The following is an 18325-nucleotide window of genomic DNA, read 5'->3' as shown; positions in this document are numbered from 1 at the left end:
GGTTCTTCGCGTTGCTTCGAATTAAACCACATGCTCCACCGCTTGTGCGGGTCCCCGTCAATTCCTTTGAGTTTCAGCCTTGCGGCCGTACTCCCCAGGCGGAGTGCTTAATGCGTTAGCTGCAGCACTGAAGGGTGGAAACCCTCCAACACTTAGCACTCATCGTTTACGGCGTGGACTACCAGGGTATCTAATCCTGTTTGCTCCCCACGCTTTCGAGCCTCAGCGTCAGTTACAGACCAGAGAGTCGCCTTCGCCACTGGTGTTCCTCCATATATCTACGCATTTCACCGCTACACATGGAATTCCACTCTCCTCTTCTGCACTCAAGTTCCCCAGTTTCCAATGACCTTCCACGGTTGAGCCGTGGGCTTTCACATCAGACTTAAGGAACCGCCTGCGCTCGCTTTACGCCCAATAAATCCGGACAACGCTTGCCACCTACGTATTACCGCGGCTGCTGGCACGTAGTTAGCCGTGGCTTTCTGGTCAGATACCGTCAAGGCTGGAGCAGTTACTCTCCAACTTGTTCTTCTCTGACAACAGAGTTTTACGATCCGAAAACCTTCTTCACTCACGCGGCGTTGCTCCGTCAGACTTTCGTCCATTGCGGAAGATTCCCTACTGCTGCCTCCCGTAGGAGTTTGGGCCGTGTCTCAGTCCCAATGTGGCCGATCACCCTCTCAGGTCGGCTACGTATCATCGTCTTGGTGAGCCATTACCTCACCAACTAACTAATACGCCGCGGGTCCATCCATAAGCGACAGCACAAAGGCCGTCTTTCCTTTCTCGATCATGCGATCAAGAAAACTATGCGGTATTAGCACCCGTTTCCGGATGTTATCCCCCTCTTATGGGCAGGTTACCCACGTGTTACTCACCCGTCCGCCACTATCTTCTCAGTGGAAGCAAGCTTCCATAGAAAAGACCGTTCGACTTGCATGTATTAGGCACGCCGCCAGCGTTCGTCCTGAGCCAGGATCAAACTCTCATGTAAATGTGGACTCTTGTACAGAAATCCTACACGTTAAGCTGATTGCTCTTGTTGTTTTGCTGACTTTATGTTTGCGATACTAAGTATCGTCTTCGTTTGCTTCGACCGAAGTCTAAGCTCCTTGCACATTTGGTTCGTTCATTCTTTATTCAGTTTTCAAAGGTCAATCGTTTATCACTTGGTACGTGATAGCTTATTTATAATATCGCAACTTTCCGATTTCGTCAAGAACTTTTTTGAATTATTTATTCTTATTATTCTTGAAGTAAAATCGTTCGAGCAGCAACTTGTATATATTATCATTACGAAGCCGCACTGTCAACACATTTTTTGCGTTTAATTGTTCGGCGCTTCAGATAACTTATTAATACTAACACTTGACCCTAGCCTTTGTCAATGCTTTTTGAACACAAAATTTACCAAACCGAGATTGTCTCTTTCAGTATCAGCGGATGCCCCGTGTACACTCCAGCGAAAAAGGTGATCAGATTCAGCCCATTCGACAAAAAAACTGCATCAGCAAGGCCTTCCAAGAAGTCAGGAAGACTTGCTGATACAGATGTTAAAGGAATATTCACACTGATAGAGGCACTTTCCTTGCCAACAGAAAAGCCCGGAAGGCCGACTCGCCGGCATTTGTGATCAATTTTTCCGTTTGCGAAATGGCTGTATCCAAATCCATCGGTTTGTTGATGATGTCCAAAACCAGGTCGATGCCTGTCGCATAGATTGGTCTGAGGTCATCATCGCTGCTGCCGACAACCGCGATGACCGGCAAGTGATATTTCTTCGCCAGTTGGGCGATGCCCACCGGCGCTTTTCCGTTCAATGATTGCGAATCCATTCTGCCTTCGCCGGTGATGACCAAATCTGCATCTTTGAAATGGGATTCGATTTCGAGAATGGACAGGACTTTCGAGATTCCGCTGTAGCTTTTCGCTCTACAAAAAGCCATCAAACCGGCTCCTAATCCTCCTGCCGCACCTGCTCCAGGCGCTTCAAGAACAGCTATCCCTAAACATTCTTCGATTTTTTCTCCATAGTGATGCAATAACTGGTCCAATTTACGGACATCTTCCGGGGTCGCCCCCTTCTGAGGACCATAAATATAGGAGGCTCCGTTCTCCCCGCATAAATGGTTCGTAACATCGGACAGGATCGTGAAGGTGACGTCATGGATGCGTGTATCCAAACCACTGTCATCTATAGAAGCAATGTCTCCCAACTTGCCTGCACCGAACGGAATTTCTTTCCCTTCGCTGTCCTTGAAAGAGACCCCCAGCGCCTGCGCCATTCCGACTCCCCCGTCATTTGTGGCGCTGCCCCCGACGCCGATGAAGATTTCTTTGACGCCGCAATCCAAAGCAGCACGGATCAATTCGCCGGTTCCATAAGTCGTCGCGCGATAAACGTCGTTATCCGCGAGGTCAACCAAGGTCAATCCCGACGCTTCAGCCATTTCGACGACAGCGATGTTGTCTTTGATGATGCCGAATTTCGCCTGGACTTTGTCGCCCATCGGTCCCGTTACTTCAGTATAACGGTGTTCCCCCTTGCATCCGATCACCAAAGCATCCACGGTCCCTTCGCCGCCGTCAGCGACAGGAACCTTGACGATTTCCACGTTGCGGTTCAGGCGCAGGATTCCTTGTTCGATATAGTCCTCCACCTGGATGGTTGACGCGCTGCCCTTAAAAGAATCGGCAGCAATGACTATTTTAAATTCCTTCTCCATTTATTTTGCCCCCTTTCATTCAGCCTCCGCTGCTGACTTAATATATACTATATCAGCTCTTGTTTACCCATAGGCTGCGCTGCATTAACGGTGGCTATATAGTGACAAAAAATTTATCAATGTTTCTCCAAAGCGATTTCAACTTCTTCCACACTCAGCAAATCGCCCGGGATGCCCAAAGCCTGCGCGATCTTCATGGCTTGGGGTTGATCCAGATAGGCTTGCTGCAGAAGCTCTTTTTTGCTGAAGACTTCCCTTGCATCGCCTTCCAGCAGCAGTTGTCCTTGGCTGAAGACGACGACGCGTTCAAAAACGGCCGCCGCAAAGTCCATGTCATGCAGAATGCACAGTACGGCTTTCCCTTCCGTCTGCAGGTCTTCGATCACTTTTCTGATGATTGCTTTCCCGGCAACATCCTGCCCCATCGTAGGCTCATCGAAGATGACGACGGGCGTATCCATCGCCAAAATCGAAGCCAACGCCACCATCTTTCTTTGCGCTAAATTGAGATCGTAAGGGTTCACCTTCTCGACATCAGCCAGCTCTACTTGCGCCAAAGCCGCGCGGGAACTGGCCCTCGCCTCATCCAGTGATTGTCCGATGTTCAGTGGACCGACCATCACTTCATCCAGAACCGTATTCTTGAAAATCTGGTCATCGGGATTCTGAAAAACCAAGCCGATTTTCTTGGCGATTTGGGCAACCGTCAGAGTAGCCAAATCGGCCCCGTCCAGCAGAATTCTGCCGGAATCGGGGCGCAAAAGTCCCTTCAGCAGTTTCACGAAGGTCGTTTTTCCCGAGCCGTTCTGCCCGATGATCGCCGTTTTCCGGTCATCCAACACCAGATCGATGCCCTTTATGACGGGTGTCGCTTTGTCGTAGGCAAAATGCAGGTTCTCTATTTCCAGTTTATTCATGAGGATCACCCACTTTCGCAAGCAACCCTCTCAACTCATCCAAATCCACAGGGTAGTGCCCATTGGCTTTCCGCTTGTTCAAGTGGCGTGCGATTGCGGTAACGGCTGGTGGTTGTACTCCGAGAGACGCCAAATCCTCGCGTGAAAAAACGGCTTCAGGTGTGTCATACGCGATCAATTTTGCGTCATCCAAAAGCAAGACCCGATCGGCATACTGCGCGATCTTTTCCATCTTCTGCTCGGCCATGATGATCGTGATGCCTTCTTTCGTGAGGTTTTCCACCACTTTAAACACCTCTTCCGACCCTTGCGGATCCAATTGGGAAGTGGGTTCATCCAAAATCAGCACTTTCGGCTTCATCGCGACCACGCCGGCGATCGCAACGCGCTGCATTTGTCCGCCGGAAAGATCGAACGGATTCTTGTCCTTCACTTTGCGGATGTCCAGCAAGTCCAAGCTTTCTTCGATCCGCTTGATGATTTCGTCGCGCGGCAAGCCCATGTTCTCCAGACCAAAAGCGATTTCTTCATATACGGTAAAACGCGAGCCGGTGATCTGGGAAAACGGGTTTTCGAACACCAACCCGGCTGCTGCAGTGACTTCGCTCACATCCGTCGTGCGCACATCCAAACCGGCTATCATTACCGATCCGCCGTAGGCCCCTTTGAAGAAGTGAGGCACCAAACCGCTCAGCGCATAGCATAAAGTCGATTTGCCGGCGGTGTTCCTTCCGATCAGGCCGATGAATTCGCCCTCTTCGACCGAAAAGCTGATGCCGTCCAACGCCAATTTGGTCGTGTCGGGATAGCGATATTTCAGATCCTTCACTTCTATGATGCTCATCCCATCACCCTCCAAACGATCAAACCGGCCAGAATCAACAAGAGTAAAATATTCAACAAAGTACTGTAACGATAGGACTTCGCTTCATTCAGATAGGTTTTCGGCGTATCCCGATCGAAGCCGCGCACATCGAGCGCAATCGCTCTCTCCCGGGTATCGTTCAGGGCGTTCAGTATGACGGGTCCCAGTAACGGGAAGAATGCCTTTATCCGGACAAACAGGCTGCCCTCAGTCTCCATCCCGCGCGACCGTTGTGCATCCTGGATTTTGCCGTACGTAGCCCGAAGCTGAGGGATAATCTGCAGGACCGAAAGGATGACGTAACCGATTTTCGGCGACATGCCTTTCTGCTGCAGTCGTTCAACCAGTTCAGTCGGCGAAGTCGTCAGCACCAACACCCCAAAAGCGCTGACCATATTGATGACGCGCATGGTCAGACGAAAGGCGATAACCAGTCCCTCTTTGTAGAATTTTATCGGGCCCAATTCATAAAGCAACGTTTCATTAGCAGGATTGAAAAAACCCTGCACCACAACGATTGACAAAATCAATAAAAAACTGAGCGCGATTACCGGCAAAATATTGCGGAAAACTTTCCCCACCAACAAGATGCCCAAACTGGTCAGCATGACTGCCGCAACTTCCCACAGATCATCCAGTAAATAGGCAGCGGCAATACTCACGACGATATAAAGCATCTTCGTCAACGGATCCAAACGATGGATCGGCGAGTTGCGCGGTACATACAAAGTCATAGCATCCATTCAAATCAGCCCCTATAGTTCTTCTATCGCGCCATCCTTCAGGAAGGTGTTCGTAAGTTTCTTCGGCAAGCCCCTGAAGATAAAATAACTGATCAGCACCGTCACTAGTTTATCCGGCACGTCCACAACGATGCTGTCCAGGAAAGAAGCCAGCCATTGCGGTTGCCCATTCGAAATCAGCACAGCATAGAGGGCATCCCCCCAGACATTCCCGGTCTGTCCGCCCCAAAAAAGGATGTTCAAAGGCGTCGAGACGGTGGCCGCAACCACACCGATGATCAAACCTGCCAACAGCACGGTCTTGATGTCCTTGAACCAGCCTTTAGCGGCAAACAGACCCGCCATCAAACCGATAACTGCGCTGGTGATCGCATACACTGTAGAAATCGGATCGGCCGTCACACCATAGATGATGTTATTGATGATCCCGGAAGCGGCACCGATCACCGGACCCGCCAACATACCGGACAATACCGTACCGATTGAGTCCAACCAAAGCGGCAGACGCAATATGCCCGCGATGTATTTGCCGAGATAATTGATCCCGATTGCGATCGGAATCAAAACGATGGAAGCCGTAGATAATTTGTAGCTCAGTTTGTTTTTTGTTTCTGCATTCATTTTATTCTCCTCCTTTTACCTGATGCCATGCATGGAAAGCGGATAATGCCAGTTTGATTTGATTCTGCTCCCCTTGCTTGGTTGCCGCTTCTCCGGAAACGAATTGACGGACGCCTTCTTCCATCCCTTCATTCGGACCCACGACGACATTCAGCAACGAAGCGGTCTTCAATCCCCTCAGTGCCCCAACAACGAACAAAGTGGCTGTTTCCATATCCGACCCGATGATGCCGTTTCCGCTCCAATAAGCAGTAAGTTGCGCTTCACGGGCGGTGTAGAAACTGTCGTGGCTGCGGACAATCCCAAAACGGTGAGGGATCCTCTCTGTCTCCGCGATTGCCTTCAGATGGAGCAACAAATCCAGATCGGCAACGGCGGGATATCCGGAATCGACATAGGCCTTGCTGGCGCCATCATCCCGGACCGCTGCTGTCGCGATGATCACATCGCCCAAATGCACTTCCGGATGCAAGGAGCCGCAACTGCCGATCCGGATGATGCCTTCTATTCCGATCCTCGCCAACTCTTCGATGGCTATCGCTGTTGATGGCCCGCCGATCCCAGAGGAAATGACTAGGACTTTTAGCCCTTGATAGGTCCCCAGAACACTCTTGTACTCGCGATTGAACGCTAAATCCACAGCGTCCTCCAACAGCAGTTTCACTTTTTCCACGCGGGCTGGATCACCCGGCAACAGCGCATATTTCACATCCAAATCGGCTGGCAATTGAATGTGCGCCTGTAGTGTTTGTTCCATTTCTCCACCGTCCTTTTCGCAATGATCAACTCCGGAATGGCCCGACAAAACTTCAAGATACTGATACCCATTATGAGTTCAGTATAGCATAGAGCCCAACGTCTGGCATTGGATAACCCTTGATGGAAATACGGCTTTCCCGGTACACAAAAAGAAGCCGTCTCTTTTTTAATTAGAGCTGCTTCTTAGGTTTTCTCTTAGTTATTTGATTTACTGGACGAACAGCGCCGCAAGCGGGATCAACCCCACCATCATGACGCCCGATACGACCATCGCCAGGCTGCTCATGGCACCCTGCAGCTCGCTTGCTTTCAACGATTCCGCCGTCCCCATGGCGTGGGAAGCCGCACCCAAAGCCAAGCCTTTGGCAATCGGTTCTTCGATCCTGAAGATTCTGAAGATAAGCCCGGAAACCACCGTCCCGAAAATACCGGCGAAGATGACCCCAGCCAATATGATCCCTGAGACTCCGCCGATCAGTTCGGTCGTGTCCAGAGCGATGGCCATCGTGATCGAACGAGCCAAAGTGGAAAGGGTCGTGATTTCGCTCATCTGAAGAAACAGAGCCAAGCCGATGATCGTGACCAGACCGCTGATCATCCCCGCCAGACAACTGATCAGGACGACCCAGCTGTTCTCGCGCAAAATCTTGAACTGCCGGTAGACCGGAACGGCCAGGCAAATCGTGGCCGGCGTAAGGAGATCGGACAATACTTGCGCGCTTTTTTGAAAAACCGCGACTTCGATGTCCAGCCCAATGATCAAGACCATCACCAGGATCGTCCCGATCAGCAAGGGGTTCATGAAGGCGTAGGGATATTTTTTGTTCAGCTTCAAGCCGATTATGAAGGCGCCCAAACTGATGAACAGTCCGAGATATTTCGTCGTTTCCAGCAGATGATCAATCATTCCTGTCAGCCTCCTTCGCTTTCTTCCTTCTTATCATTCCTTGCGCCAAAAGCCCGGTCGTCACCAAAATCACGATGGTGGATCCGACGTTGACGGCTACCCAACTTGTAAAGTTTTCGGCGATCTGCCCATAGGAAGTGATGAGCCCTGCTCCGCTCACGACGAACAGCGCAGGCATGATGCCCAACAACAGATTGGCAGCATTTTCCACTTGTTGGAGTTTCAGCGCGCCCGTCATCAACAACAGGAACAGCAGCGACATGCCGTAGATGCTGGCTGGAATGGGCAGCGGAATGAAAAGGGCCAGCAATTCGCTTACGGCTGAAATAGCGATGATGACGGTAAATTGTTTTAAATAGTGCATGACGATAGGATGACTCCTTCCTTGTCCAAAGTAATCCGGACTTTCTCACTATCCAGTATACCGGCTTCCGATCCGAAACGATATATCCCACAACCCAAAATCCCGCTTTTCGATTCGGTTTAATCCTGTTACACGATACAGACGGCGGCTTAATGATGTATAATAAGCCGTGCAGCAAATGAACAAGAACAGAAAGAAGGCGAAAATAAATGAACTTAGAAAAATTGATTGAAAAGATTGCAGCGTTCAAAGCAAGCCATCCCGAAGGTACGTTTGAATTCTTCGTGCAACCGCAACGGGATTTGGATGATCTTTATGCCGAATTGCTGATACTGGATGTCGAAACAGATGCAGAAGGCAACGCAACAGCCCGCGCTGAGGAAGCATTGATTACATTGGAAAACCCGTCAAATGATGAATTGGCTATGCTTGAAGATATCGCTGAGTCCTTAAAACAATATCTATAAAAAGAAACTCCCTGAAGGAGCCCTGCATTTTGCAGGGCCTTCAGGGAGTTTCTTTATCTTCAATTAGTTATTCGGCTGCTACTGCTGCCGGTACTGCTTCAGCGGAAGCAAACGTTCCGATCGGCAGATGATCGTTCAACAGTTCCGATTGCGGATCCAATGCAGCTTTCTGTTTCACGCCGGTTGTCCAGTAAAGTGCCATGATCGCAACGGTTGCAATCAGTCCGACCAGGTACGTGGCCGTCTGCAATCCCATCCGGAATCCGATCGGCTCGCTCAGGATATAGACGACACAGGCATACAGCATGAATGTTGCAGGCAATAAGGTAACCAAGTAATTTTTGTTTTTCAGATACAAGTAACGCGTCGACATCAGCAAAGCGATAACGGCTGTGACTTGGTTCGCCCAGTTGAAGTATCTCCAGATCAGGTTGAAATCCACTTTCGTCAAGAAGAACGAGATGACAAACAACGGAATCGTCATCATCAGGATCTTTTTCATTGAATCCTGTTTTATGTTCAGGTAGTCTGCCAAGATTGTGCGCAGGCTTCTGAAAGCGGATAGTCCTGATGAGATTGGCAAGACGATGACGCCGATGATGGCGACCGTACCGAAGACATTCCCTAATAACATAGTAGAAACTTGGTTGACGACGACTGACGGCGTACCGGCATCGATCATTTGGCTCAACGTTTGGCCGTCGAACAAGGCCATGGAAGCGCCAGCCCAGATCATGGCGATGACGCCTTCGGCAATCATCATGCCGTAGAAAAGGAAGCGGCCTTCCCGCTCGTTCGTCGACGTCCTAGAAACCATCGGCGCTTGGGTCGCATGGAAACCGGAAATGGCGCCACAGGAAATCGTAAAGAAGATTGCCGGGAAAATCGGCGTGCCTTTCGGATGGAAATTCTGCAAAGTGCCCATCGTCAATTCAGGCAGGTTATGTCCGCCCGTCAGCAAGCTGATTCCGATAGCGATCGTGCTGATGATCAAAATCGCGCCGAACCAAGGATAGACTTTCCCCATCGCCTTGTCGATCGGCAGGATGGTGGAGATGAGATAGTAAGCGAAAATCAGCATGGTGATGATGCCGATCGTCATCCAATCGGGTGTGATGCTGGCAATCAGATTGGCGGGTGACGTGACGAAGACAGTGGCTACCAACATCAACAGCAGCATGGCGAAGATGTTGACGACGTGCTTGACCGGTTTGCCTAGGTATTTGCTGGCCAATTCCGGCAAGTGCGCGCCATCGTTCCGCAAGGAAATCATCCCGACCATGTAATCGTGGACAGCTCCTCCGAAGATGCAGCCGACGATGATCCAGATGTAGGCGACCGGACCGTAAAGCGCTCCCATAATCGGTCCGAAAATAGGACCCGTTCCGGCAATATTCAATAGTTCAATGATGGCATTTTTTGATTTTGACATCGGGACAAAGTCATATCCGTCCTTCAGTGCTTCAGCGGGAGTCGTTCTTTCCGGATCGATGGAAAAGTTCTTTTCGATGTAGCGCCCATAAGTAAAGTAACCTAGAATCAGTAAGGCGATTCCTCCAAGTAAAGTAAGCATCTAGTTTCCTCCTTCAAAATAACTGTGCGGCCAACACGTTCTTTCTATGGCTTTACTTTACTGGAGAAAGGAAGACTTTTGGGTCATTTACGCCCGAAACGACAAAACTGCAGGCCGAGTTGCACGCCTGCAGTCCTGAAATTCATTCACTTTTTGATCAGATGCCTACTTTTTCTTTGAAGTCCTTCATATAAGAACGGCTGACGGGTATCTTCAAGCCGTTGCTCATCGTCAGTTGAAATGTATTGTTGAACCATGGCTGGATTTCCTTTATTTCCTTCAGATTGATGAGGAAGGCGCGGTGGACCCGCAGGAAAGGATGGCCGCCGATTTTTTTCTCGAGCGCACTGAGCGGCTCGTGGATGATGTACTCCATATTTTTCGTATAGATGGTCGTTTCGCCGTTCTCGACTCCGATGGCGATGATTTCCGGGACCTGCAGCATATAAATCCGCTCGTCCATCTGGATGGGCAGCACCTGCAATCCCGCATCCTGTCGCTTCGGTGGTTCCGGCTCTCCAATACGCTCTTGCTTTTGATGCTGTCCGTAGGCTTTTTTGACCGCTTGCTGGATCCGTTCCAGTTCAAAAGGCTTCAGGACGTAATCGGTCGCATTCAGCTCAAACGCTTTGATGGCATAGTCATCATAGGCCGTCGCAAAAATGATCAGCGGCGGGTTCTTCAGTTTATTGATTTTGCCGGCCAGCGAGAGGCCACTTTCATTCGTCAGGTGGATGTCCAAAAAAATCAGATCCACCGGGTCCGCGAGCATCGCTCCCAGCGCTTCTTCGATCGAATCCGCTTGGGCAATGGCGCTCACGCCTTCGCATTTCCCCAGCAGGTAGGCCAGTTCATCCCTTGCCAATGGTTCATCATCCACAATCAATACCCGCATTCTCATCCCTGCCTTTCTTGATAAGGTACCGTGCAATAGACGGTTGTTCCTGTTGGTGAAGATACGAAATGCAATTTGGCCGATTCGCCGAACAGGCTGATCAGCCGTTTATTCAGATTTTCCAATGCCGAGCCGGTCCCTTCAACCGAAGGCACAGCTTCTTTGCCCAATTTCTCCAAGCGACTGGAGTCGATGCCTTCGCCGTTGTCCCGGACGGAAATGAATACCCCGTCAGGACTGTTCTTCACATCGATCCATACCCGATTATCTGTTTTCCGGCTGCCAAAAGCATGCTTGAACGCGTTCTCCAATAGAATCTGGATCAGGAAAGGCGGCAATAGCACCTCTTCCATGCCTTCCTCGATGGAAATGTCGACTTGGTAGCGGTCCGGGAAACGGGCTTGCTCCAATGAACGGTAAGCTTCCACCTGCGTGAGTTCCTTCATCAACGGAATCAGGTTAGTGCGGGCGCCCTGCAGATTGGACCGGAAAAAATTGCTGAGTTGGAGCAGCAGCCTGCGTGCCTGTTCGCTGTCGACCCGGATCAGTGCCGAGACGGTGTTGATGGCGTTGAAGAAGAAATGCGGATTCACTTGCGCCTGCAAGGATTTGATTTCCGCATCCTGGAGCAGTTTGCTCTGCAATTCGATTTCGCCCAATTCGATCTGGCTGGAAAAGATATTGCCGAGGCCTTCCGCCAACTGCCTTTCCACAAAAGTCAATTTCGCCGCATCCGTGAAATACAGCTTCAATGTGCCGATGGTTTTCCCTTGCGCTTTCAGCGGGATGACGAGCGCCGCTTGCAAAGGACAGTCCGGATGGTTGCAGCCGATTTCGTCATGGGAATGGACTTCCCTGATTCCCCCTGTCCGCAGCACTTCTTTTGATAATTCGGTCAATATTTCGTTCGAGGCGATGTGGTGGTCGCTTGCTGCGCCGACATAGGCTAAAATCCTTTCGGTGTTCGTGATGCTGACGGCGGATACCTTCATCAATTGTTGGATGATTTTGGCCGCTTCCGTGCACGAAGCTTCGTTCATGCCGGAACGGAAATAAGGCATCGTTCGGTTCGCCAATTCGAGCACATCATGCGTCTGCACCGCTTTCGTCTGTTCGACTTGGCGCAGCGTGGAGCCGATGATGGAAAGGAAAATGCCGGTCCCCATGCTGTTGACGAGGATCATTGGAAACGCAATGAATGTCACCAGATCCCAAGCTGCCTGAAGATTGCGGCTCAACACCAGGATGCTGAGCATTTGGACCGCTTCCGTCGCGGCTCCGATCATAAAGCCTTCCTTTATCGTCGGATAAGTATTTTTCCGCATCGTTTTGGTGCCGTACAGACCGGAAATGAGCCCGATCAAGATGGAAGAAATCACATAAATATAAGCCTCTTCTCCACCTTGGAAGAAACGGATGACGCCCGAGATGATGCCGACGGATGTGCCAACCAACGGCCCGCCAATCAGCCCGGCGACGCCGATTGTCAGCACTCGTGTGTTCGCCAAGGATGCTCCCTCAGAAAGCTTCATCAGCACTTGGTCGGATACGATGCGGTCCTGGCTGATCTCAACGCCCGTATAGTTCGAGATGACCGCGAAGAGGCCGAATACGACAATCAGCGCCACTTTAGTGCTCAAACGTTGGCGTTCCCTTAATCTGTCCCTGAAATAGTGGATATTCATCAGCAGATAAGCCAAAATGATGATCAGCCCGACCCGCTCCAATATCAAAATGAATAAATTAAACATGACCGCTCCTTTCAAGATAATGATTATCTTTAGTTTACACCAGAAATAACAAATTTGTGCACAAAAAACGATAGCCCAAGCTTCGCGCTTCAGGCTATCGTTCCTTTATCAAGCTATCAGAAATTATCCGCAATCCTCTGGAATTGGTGATGCAGCTCGTCCATCACGACGAAGCGGGCTTCGCGGATCATCTCTTTGCCTTCAACGAACAACAGCAATGCCGGAACGGTGAAGACGGTGAATTCGCCCGCGACTTCCGGGATGTCATCGGCGTTCGCTTGGATCGCTTTGATTGCCGGGAATTCTTCCAGCATCTCTTGCACTTGCGGTTGGACCGCGTGGCAGACACCGCAGTTCGTCCTGGAAATATAAACAAACGCCAATTTGTTATCAGCGATGAAATGACGGATTTCTTCTGTTGAAGTTGCTTGTTGAAAATTATTTGGATAAAACACAATTTGACCTTCTTCCTCTTTCATTTTTTCGTCATTATAGCACGTGAATCGGAATAAGTCCGTTTTGCGGATTGGACAAGGAACGTCAAAAACCTGACCATTCAAAGATGATCAGGTTTCTTAACAGCATTTGCCTCACGTATTTTTCGGTCCTGGTGTCGACGCAATCAATTCCATTTCGCCAGACAATACCCACGCCTCGACCGGAGCAGGAAGAATGAAATGATCCCCTTTCTTCAAAGAATACACCTTATCGGCAACGGTGAGTTCCCCCGACCCTTCGATGACGCTGACAAGTGTATAAGGGGCTTCCTTCTTGAATTCCATGTGCGTTTGGATATCCCACTTATGCACGGTGAAATAATCGCTCTTGATAAAAGTTGTCAGCGTGTTGCCGTCTGTCGACTTGACTTCAAAATGATTGACAGGATCCCGATGAGGAATCATGGACACTTCAAGGGCTTGCTGGATATGCAGCTCTCGTTTGCAGCCGGTGTCATCCAGTCGGTCGTAGTCATAGACACGGTAGGTCGTGTTGCTGCTTTGCTGTGTTTCCAGTGTCAGGATACCCGCACCGATTGCGTGGATGGTTCCGCTCGGCACATAATAGAAATCGCCCGCTTTCACCTTCACATTGCGCAGCAAGTCTTGCCAATCGCCCTCGTAGATCATTGTTTTGAACTGTTCTTTCGTCGTGGCATTGTGGCCGTAGATAATTTCGGCGCCTTCATCCGCATCAATGATATACCAGCATTCCGTTTTGCCCTGCTCCCCTGCATGCTTCAAGCCATAGTCATCGTCCGGATGCACTTGGACAGATAACTCTTGTTTGGCATCGATGATTTTGGCCATCAGCGGAAATACTTCCGCTGATGGATTTCCGAACAGTTCTGGGTGCTTTGCGTAAAGGGTATCCAACGGCATCCCTGCGTATGAGCCGTCCGCAACGGTTCCGGTTCCGTCCGGATGCGCGCTGATCGCCCAACTTTCCCCAGTGTGTTCGGAAGGTAGCTCGTAACCATAGATATCCCTCAGTTTCGTACCTCCCCAAATTTTCCCCTGCAATTTTGGGTTCATGAATAATGGTTCCTGCATCTTCTTCCTCCTAAATTCATTCACTGTTCTTCCATTTTGAAATAGCTTAAAAATTTTAATCGATCCTGTTCCTTCAGCATTTTTTCATACAATAGCGGGTTCTCCATCAACCGATTCATAAACACGAAAAACTGCTTCATGTTCGCATTTTTCAGTTCCTCTTTTTTCACTGCCAATAAAAAGACCAACGAAACATTTTCGTTTCCCCATTTGATTGGCTGTCTGAATGTGAGACAACTGATGCTGGACTGACGGATGTAGCGCGGATCCCCGTGCGGCAATGCGATCCCCATTCCGATCCCGGTTGAAGAGTGGCTTTCCCGCCCCAAAACTGTCTCCAGGTATTCTTTCTCGACATATCCCTTACTGAATATTTGCTGCACAATGAAAATCAAAGCAGCTTCTGGAGTCGTAAAGGATTGCCCCAAATGCACCAGAAACGGCTGGGTATAACGCAGGATGTCCCATTGCTCGTTTTTTTCTGCCTGCTTTGCCGGTTGTTTTCTGATGAAACGGGCAATTTGCCGTACTTCTTCATCGTTCAGCAACGGGGAAATGAGCAATGTTGTTACACCAATATCCGGAAGCGGTTCTGTCGTCACCACTAGATCAAGCTGATGACTTTGCAGATACGTTTTCAATTCAGCCGCAGAAAGGATAACGGTTTCCTCAATTTCGGGGAAATGCCGTTCGATTTTTGCTTGTAAAAATGCAGAAACGCCTATGCCGAAATGGCAGACGATTCCGACAATGAGCTTCTTGGGCAGCTGCATATGCACCCGCTCCAAAGCTGCTTGGAAATGGACCGTCAGATAACCCACTTCGTCTTCCGGGATGGAAATCCCAATCCTTTCATTATATTCCTCGACTACTGTCAGGATGAAATAAAATAGATGGGGGTATTCCTTCTTTATCTCGCTCAGAAGCGGGTTGGAAACGGCAAGTCCCCCTTCGATCCGGTTGGCGGTCGTCCGAAGATGGATCTGCAGATTGGTCAGCAATGCTTTATCCTCCACAAGCGGAAGATTTTCAAAATCACTGACTTCCTCCAGCAGCTCCCGCACCAATTCATCCACCCAATCAGGCCCTGCTTTGAGATCCGTCTCCGCTGATTTCAGTTGATGTTCTATTCTGGATCCATGGAAATGAAGCGCCAGATAGGCCTTTTCATTGACCGGAAAAACAAGATTCAGACGTTTTTCGACCCAACGCGAAACCGTTTCGCTCCAATCGAAAGATTCGGTTCCGTCGATTGCGCGAAGCTCCTTATCCGATAGTTCGATAGGTTGATTCAAATAGATCCGTTTGATCGTAAAAAGGATATGGATGACCAGACTTTCCAGTGTTTCGGGATTGATACTGATTTCGTATGTAGCCTGCAGAGCTTTCAAAGCATCTTGGACAATCTTGATTTCACTGGGATCAAAAAATTGGAGTAACGCTTTTTCTTTTGTCGATAGATCTTTCAATCTTTTCGCTGTCTTCGCCAGAACGCCTCTTTTATCTTTTTCCCTACCTTCAACGACCGTTCCGTAATTCTGCCTCGTCATGAGTGTCAGACCGTAAGGCGCGATCTCTTTGTCCAGCCATTCCAGATCCTCCTTGATGACCGCTTTATTGACATAGTATTTCTCTGCCAACGAAGTAAGTGTAAGTGGTGCATCAGCCATCAACAAGTGATAGAGAATCAGTAGCCGGCGCCCCATGTCCTCCTTATAAGAGCTGTCCGAATCAGAAGCATGGACAATCTCCATCAGTTTTTTGACATTCCGTTTTTCTGCTCTCAGGCTGACACCGATCCCCGGTCTTCTTTCCAATTTCCCCTCATGGAGTCGCCCTTCCAGCAGTTGCTCTATTTTATCCAAATCATTCCGGATAGTCCTTACCGAACAATCCTGTTCCACCGCTAATTCTCCGATTGTCCGAAACTCATTCAAGTGGGCCAGCAGGCTTCGCAATAAGTTCAATTGCCGCTCATTCATTTTTTCACCTCCTAAAAAAACCATTCCTCGCATCCGAAAGCCTTTGCATCCATTATACGGGGAATGATTCTTAGGTTCAATTTATGCCGCTATTGCCATGATCCATTCAAACTAGGAGACCGTTCTAAGCATCTCATATGCCTGTTCTGTTGTCTCGACTGACATAAGGTCGTTTCTGAATGCATCATCCATCAATCTTCTGGATAACATTTGCAGAATCTTCAGATGCGCATCGTTTTGATTTTCGGCAGGTACCGCAATCATGAAGATCAGTTTTGCGGGGCTGCCGTCCAGGCTGTTCCAGTCCACGCCTGCTTTTTTTCTGCCGAATACGACGCAAGGCTCTGAGACCGCCGCTGACTTTCCGTGAGGGATTGCAATGTTCATGCCGATGCCGGTCGTGCTTTCTGCTTCCCGTTCCAGGATGGCTTTCTTGAACTCGCTGCGTGACGTTACATTGCCGTGTGTTGCCAGTGCATCAACCAATTCGTCCATCGCACTGTCTTTTGAGTCGCTTTCCAAGTCCAAAATGATCAAGTCTCTTGTCAAAATATCCGTCAGTTGCGAAACTGGCTTACTGCCCGTTGCTTTCTTAACCACAACTGGAGCAGCCTCAGGCATTTTTGTCGTGGCTGGCGCAACAGCAACTGCGATCAGTTCCCCAATTATCACATCTTTTTTCAGGATTTTCAGCATCATGACCGTTACAGCAACACCCACCGCAACCGCAACGAAGAACATAAGTACATTATCGACTGCACCAAGGAGGGCAACAATCGGTCCTCCATGTGCCACTCGATCGCCTACATTCCCTAGTGCCGCAACAACTGAACCGGCCATCGAACCAACGACGATGCTCGGAATGACACGCAACGGATCTTGCGTTGCAAATGGGATAGCTCCTTCAGTGATTCCGAACAATCCCATCGTGAAGCTGGCCTTCCCTGTTTCTTTTTCCGTCTGCGTAAACTTATCTTTCAAAAGGAACGATGCGACTCCCAAACCGATGGGAGGGATACAGATAGCGACAGCGATTGGCCCCATGATTTCATAATTGCCTTGCGCAATCATACCCGAACCGAAGAGGAAGGCTACCTTATTGAATGGGCCGCCCATATCGACAGCTATCATCGCACCCATGATCAATGCCAGGACGATTTCACTGGACCCTTGCATTCCTGCCAGCCAGTTTGTCAACATCTCAAAAAATGATGCAACCGGCTGTCCGATAACGAAGATGAACAATAATCCCACTACGAGTGTGGCTATGATCGGGATGAAGATGATCGGCATGACTGCCTGCATCGCCTTCGGAACCTTCACTTTTTTCAGCGCAAGCGCCACATACCCTGCCAGGAAACCGGTGATGATACCACCGATGAATCCAGCATTCGCTTCGCTTCCGTAGAAACTTCCGTTGGCTGCAACAAGTCCACCAATCATACCCGGAACAAGACCCGGTCTGTCGGCGATGCTGTAGGCGATGTATCCGGATAGGATCGGGATGATTAAGCCCATCGCCGCACCACCCAGAGCGATTACGGTCGACCAAATGGAATCTTCCGGAATGACGATTCCTGTAGCGGTTGGCTCACCGCCCAACGTCAAGGCGATCGCAATCAGTAATCCTCCGACGACAACGAACGGAACCATATAGGAAACGCCGTTCATCAAACTTTGATAGATTGGATTTTTCCTTTTCTCGGAGTTGCTCTCTGAGCCCGTCCGAACGGCTGAGGCGCTGCCATAAACAGGTGCATGCCCATCAATGATCTGTTGGATCAATTTTTCGGGATTACGGATACCTTCCTGCACGCCTACAGTCACCATCGGTTTGCCTTGGAAACGTGATTTGTCCAATACGGTATCTGCAGCTATGATGACGCCATCCGCTTCACGGATTTCCGCATCGGTCAATGCATTTTCAATACCGATCGATCCATGTGTTTCGACTTTGATTTCCACTCCCATTTTTTCCCCGGCTTTTTGGATATTCTCTGCTGCCATGTAGGTATGGGCTATGCCGACAGGGCACGCTGTTAAAGCGATGATTTTCTTTTTCCCAGTATTCATTTTTTTATCCACCTCTGTAGTTATTTGTTGTCCTTATTGTATCCCCTTTCCTGAGGAAATAAATCCCGATTTTTTTCTGGGATGTGGCAAAAATCAGATTATTTGCCGCATACCGTCCTCGCCCAACCC

The 18325-nt window shown here is 49.5% G+C and carries 15 protein-coding genes, 1 rRNA gene and 1 pseudogene; 1 reads left to right on the top strand and 16 read right to left on the bottom strand.

Going from position 1 to position 18325, the window contains the following annotated elements; all coding sequences use genetic code 11:
• The 9 genes and pseudogenes from C7R56_RS08985 to C7R56_RS08940 form a co-directional block, all read right to left on the bottom strand.
• Window positions 1-997, bottom strand: a 16S ribosomal RNA gene (locus C7R56_RS08985); the annotation flags it as partial.
• A 571-nt stretch (window positions 998-1568) separates the two neighbouring features.
• On the bottom strand, window positions 1569-2729 hold the full coding sequence (locus C7R56_RS08975; protein WP_107996440.1) for a glycerate kinase family protein: 1161 nt from the start codon (window positions 2727-2729) through the stop codon (window positions 1569-1571).
• Between the two features lie 116 nt (window positions 2730-2845).
• Window positions 2846-3610, bottom strand: a pseudogene (locus tag C7R56_RS08970) (energy-coupling factor ABC transporter ATP-binding protein); the annotation flags it as partial.
• Between the two features lie 28 nt (window positions 3611-3638).
• Window positions 3639-4490 carry an energy-coupling factor ABC transporter ATP-binding protein gene (locus C7R56_RS08965; RefSeq protein ID WP_107996436.1) on the bottom strand — a complete coding sequence of 284 codons (852 nt, stop codon included), beginning with the start codon at window positions 4488-4490 and terminating at the stop codon, window positions 3639-3641.
• Window positions 4487-5254, bottom strand: coding sequence for an energy-coupling factor transporter transmembrane component T family protein (locus tag C7R56_RS08960; protein WP_107996434.1), 768 nt, complete (start codon window positions 5252-5254; stop codon window positions 4487-4489). The genes C7R56_RS08965 and C7R56_RS08960 overlap by 4 nt, the downstream gene beginning before the upstream one ends.
• 12 nt (window positions 5255-5266) lie before the next feature.
• Window positions 5267-5875, bottom strand: a complete 609-nt coding sequence (locus tag C7R56_RS08955; protein ID WP_107996432.1) for an ECF transporter S component — start codon at window positions 5873-5875, stop codon at window positions 5267-5269.
• A 1-nt stretch (window position 5876) separates the two neighbouring features.
• Window positions 5877-6632, bottom strand: coding sequence for a nucleoside phosphorylase (locus C7R56_RS08950; protein ID WP_107996430.1), 756 nt, complete (start codon window positions 6630-6632; stop codon window positions 5877-5879).
• 210 nt (window positions 6633-6842) lie between these two features.
• The gene (locus C7R56_RS08945) at window positions 6843-7541 is read right to left on the bottom strand and encodes an LrgB family protein (RefSeq protein ID WP_107996428.1); all 699 of its coding nucleotides are present in this window, start codon (window positions 7539-7541) and stop codon (window positions 6843-6845) included.
• Window positions 7534-7905, bottom strand: a complete 372-nt coding sequence (locus tag C7R56_RS08940) for a CidA/LrgA family protein (RefSeq protein WP_107996426.1) — start codon at window positions 7903-7905, stop codon at window positions 7534-7536. Before C7R56_RS08940 ends, C7R56_RS08945 begins: the two co-directional genes overlap by 8 nt.
• Window positions 7906-8114: 209 nt before the next feature.
• Between C7R56_RS08940 and C7R56_RS08935 the strand changes: the two genes are divergently transcribed.
• Window positions 8115-8372: a hypothetical protein gene (locus C7R56_RS08935; protein ID WP_107996424.1), complete on the top strand. Its 258-nt coding sequence runs from the start codon at window positions 8115-8117 to the stop codon at window positions 8370-8372.
• 67 nt (window positions 8373-8439) lie between these two features.
• Here C7R56_RS08935 and C7R56_RS08930 read toward each other — a convergent pair whose 3' ends face one another.
• The 7 genes from C7R56_RS08930 to C7R56_RS08900 form a co-directional block, all read right to left on the bottom strand.
• Window positions 8440-9945: a carbon starvation CstA family protein gene (locus tag C7R56_RS08930; RefSeq protein WP_107996422.1), complete on the bottom strand. Its 1506-nt coding sequence runs from the start codon at window positions 9943-9945 to the stop codon at window positions 8440-8442.
• 157 nt (window positions 9946-10102) lie between these two features.
• On the bottom strand, window positions 10103-10840 hold the full coding sequence (locus C7R56_RS08925) for a LytTR family transcriptional regulator DNA-binding domain-containing protein (RefSeq protein WP_107996472.1): 738 nt from the start codon (window positions 10838-10840) through the stop codon (window positions 10103-10105).
• A gap of 2 nt (window positions 10841-10842) precedes the next feature.
• Window positions 10843-12591 (bottom strand): sensor histidine kinase, encoded by a 1749-nt coding sequence (locus C7R56_RS08920; protein ID WP_107996420.1) that lies wholly within the window; start codon window positions 12589-12591, stop codon window positions 10843-10845.
• A 116-nt stretch (window positions 12592-12707) separates the two neighbouring features.
• Window positions 12708-13046 (bottom strand): thioredoxin family protein, encoded by a 339-nt coding sequence (locus tag C7R56_RS08915; RefSeq protein ID WP_234402618.1) that lies wholly within the window; start codon window positions 13044-13046, stop codon window positions 12708-12710.
• A 135-nt stretch (window positions 13047-13181) separates the two neighbouring features.
• Window positions 13182-14141: a mannose-6-phosphate isomerase, class I gene (gene manA / locus C7R56_RS08910; protein ID WP_107996418.1), complete on the bottom strand. Its 960-nt coding sequence runs from the start codon at window positions 14139-14141 to the stop codon at window positions 13182-13184.
• A gap of 20 nt (window positions 14142-14161) precedes the next feature.
• Window positions 14162-16123 carry a BglG family transcription antiterminator gene (locus tag C7R56_RS08905; protein WP_159072216.1) on the bottom strand — a complete coding sequence of 654 codons (1962 nt, stop codon included), beginning with the start codon at window positions 16121-16123 and terminating at the stop codon, window positions 14162-14164.
• A 111-nt stretch (window positions 16124-16234) separates the two neighbouring features.
• Window positions 16235-18196, bottom strand: coding sequence for a PTS fructose transporter subunit IIABC (locus C7R56_RS08900; protein ID WP_107996414.1), 1962 nt, complete (start codon window positions 18194-18196; stop codon window positions 16235-16237).
• Window positions 18197-18325 lie beyond the last annotated feature (129 nt).

Source organism: Trichococcus paludicola, from assembly GCF_003052295.1.
Classification (GTDB): Bacteria; Bacillota; Bacilli; order Lactobacillales; family Aerococcaceae; genus Trichococcus; species Trichococcus paludicola.
Note: the sequence above shows the minus strand (reverse complement) of the source record. Positions and strands in the feature narration are given on the sequence as shown.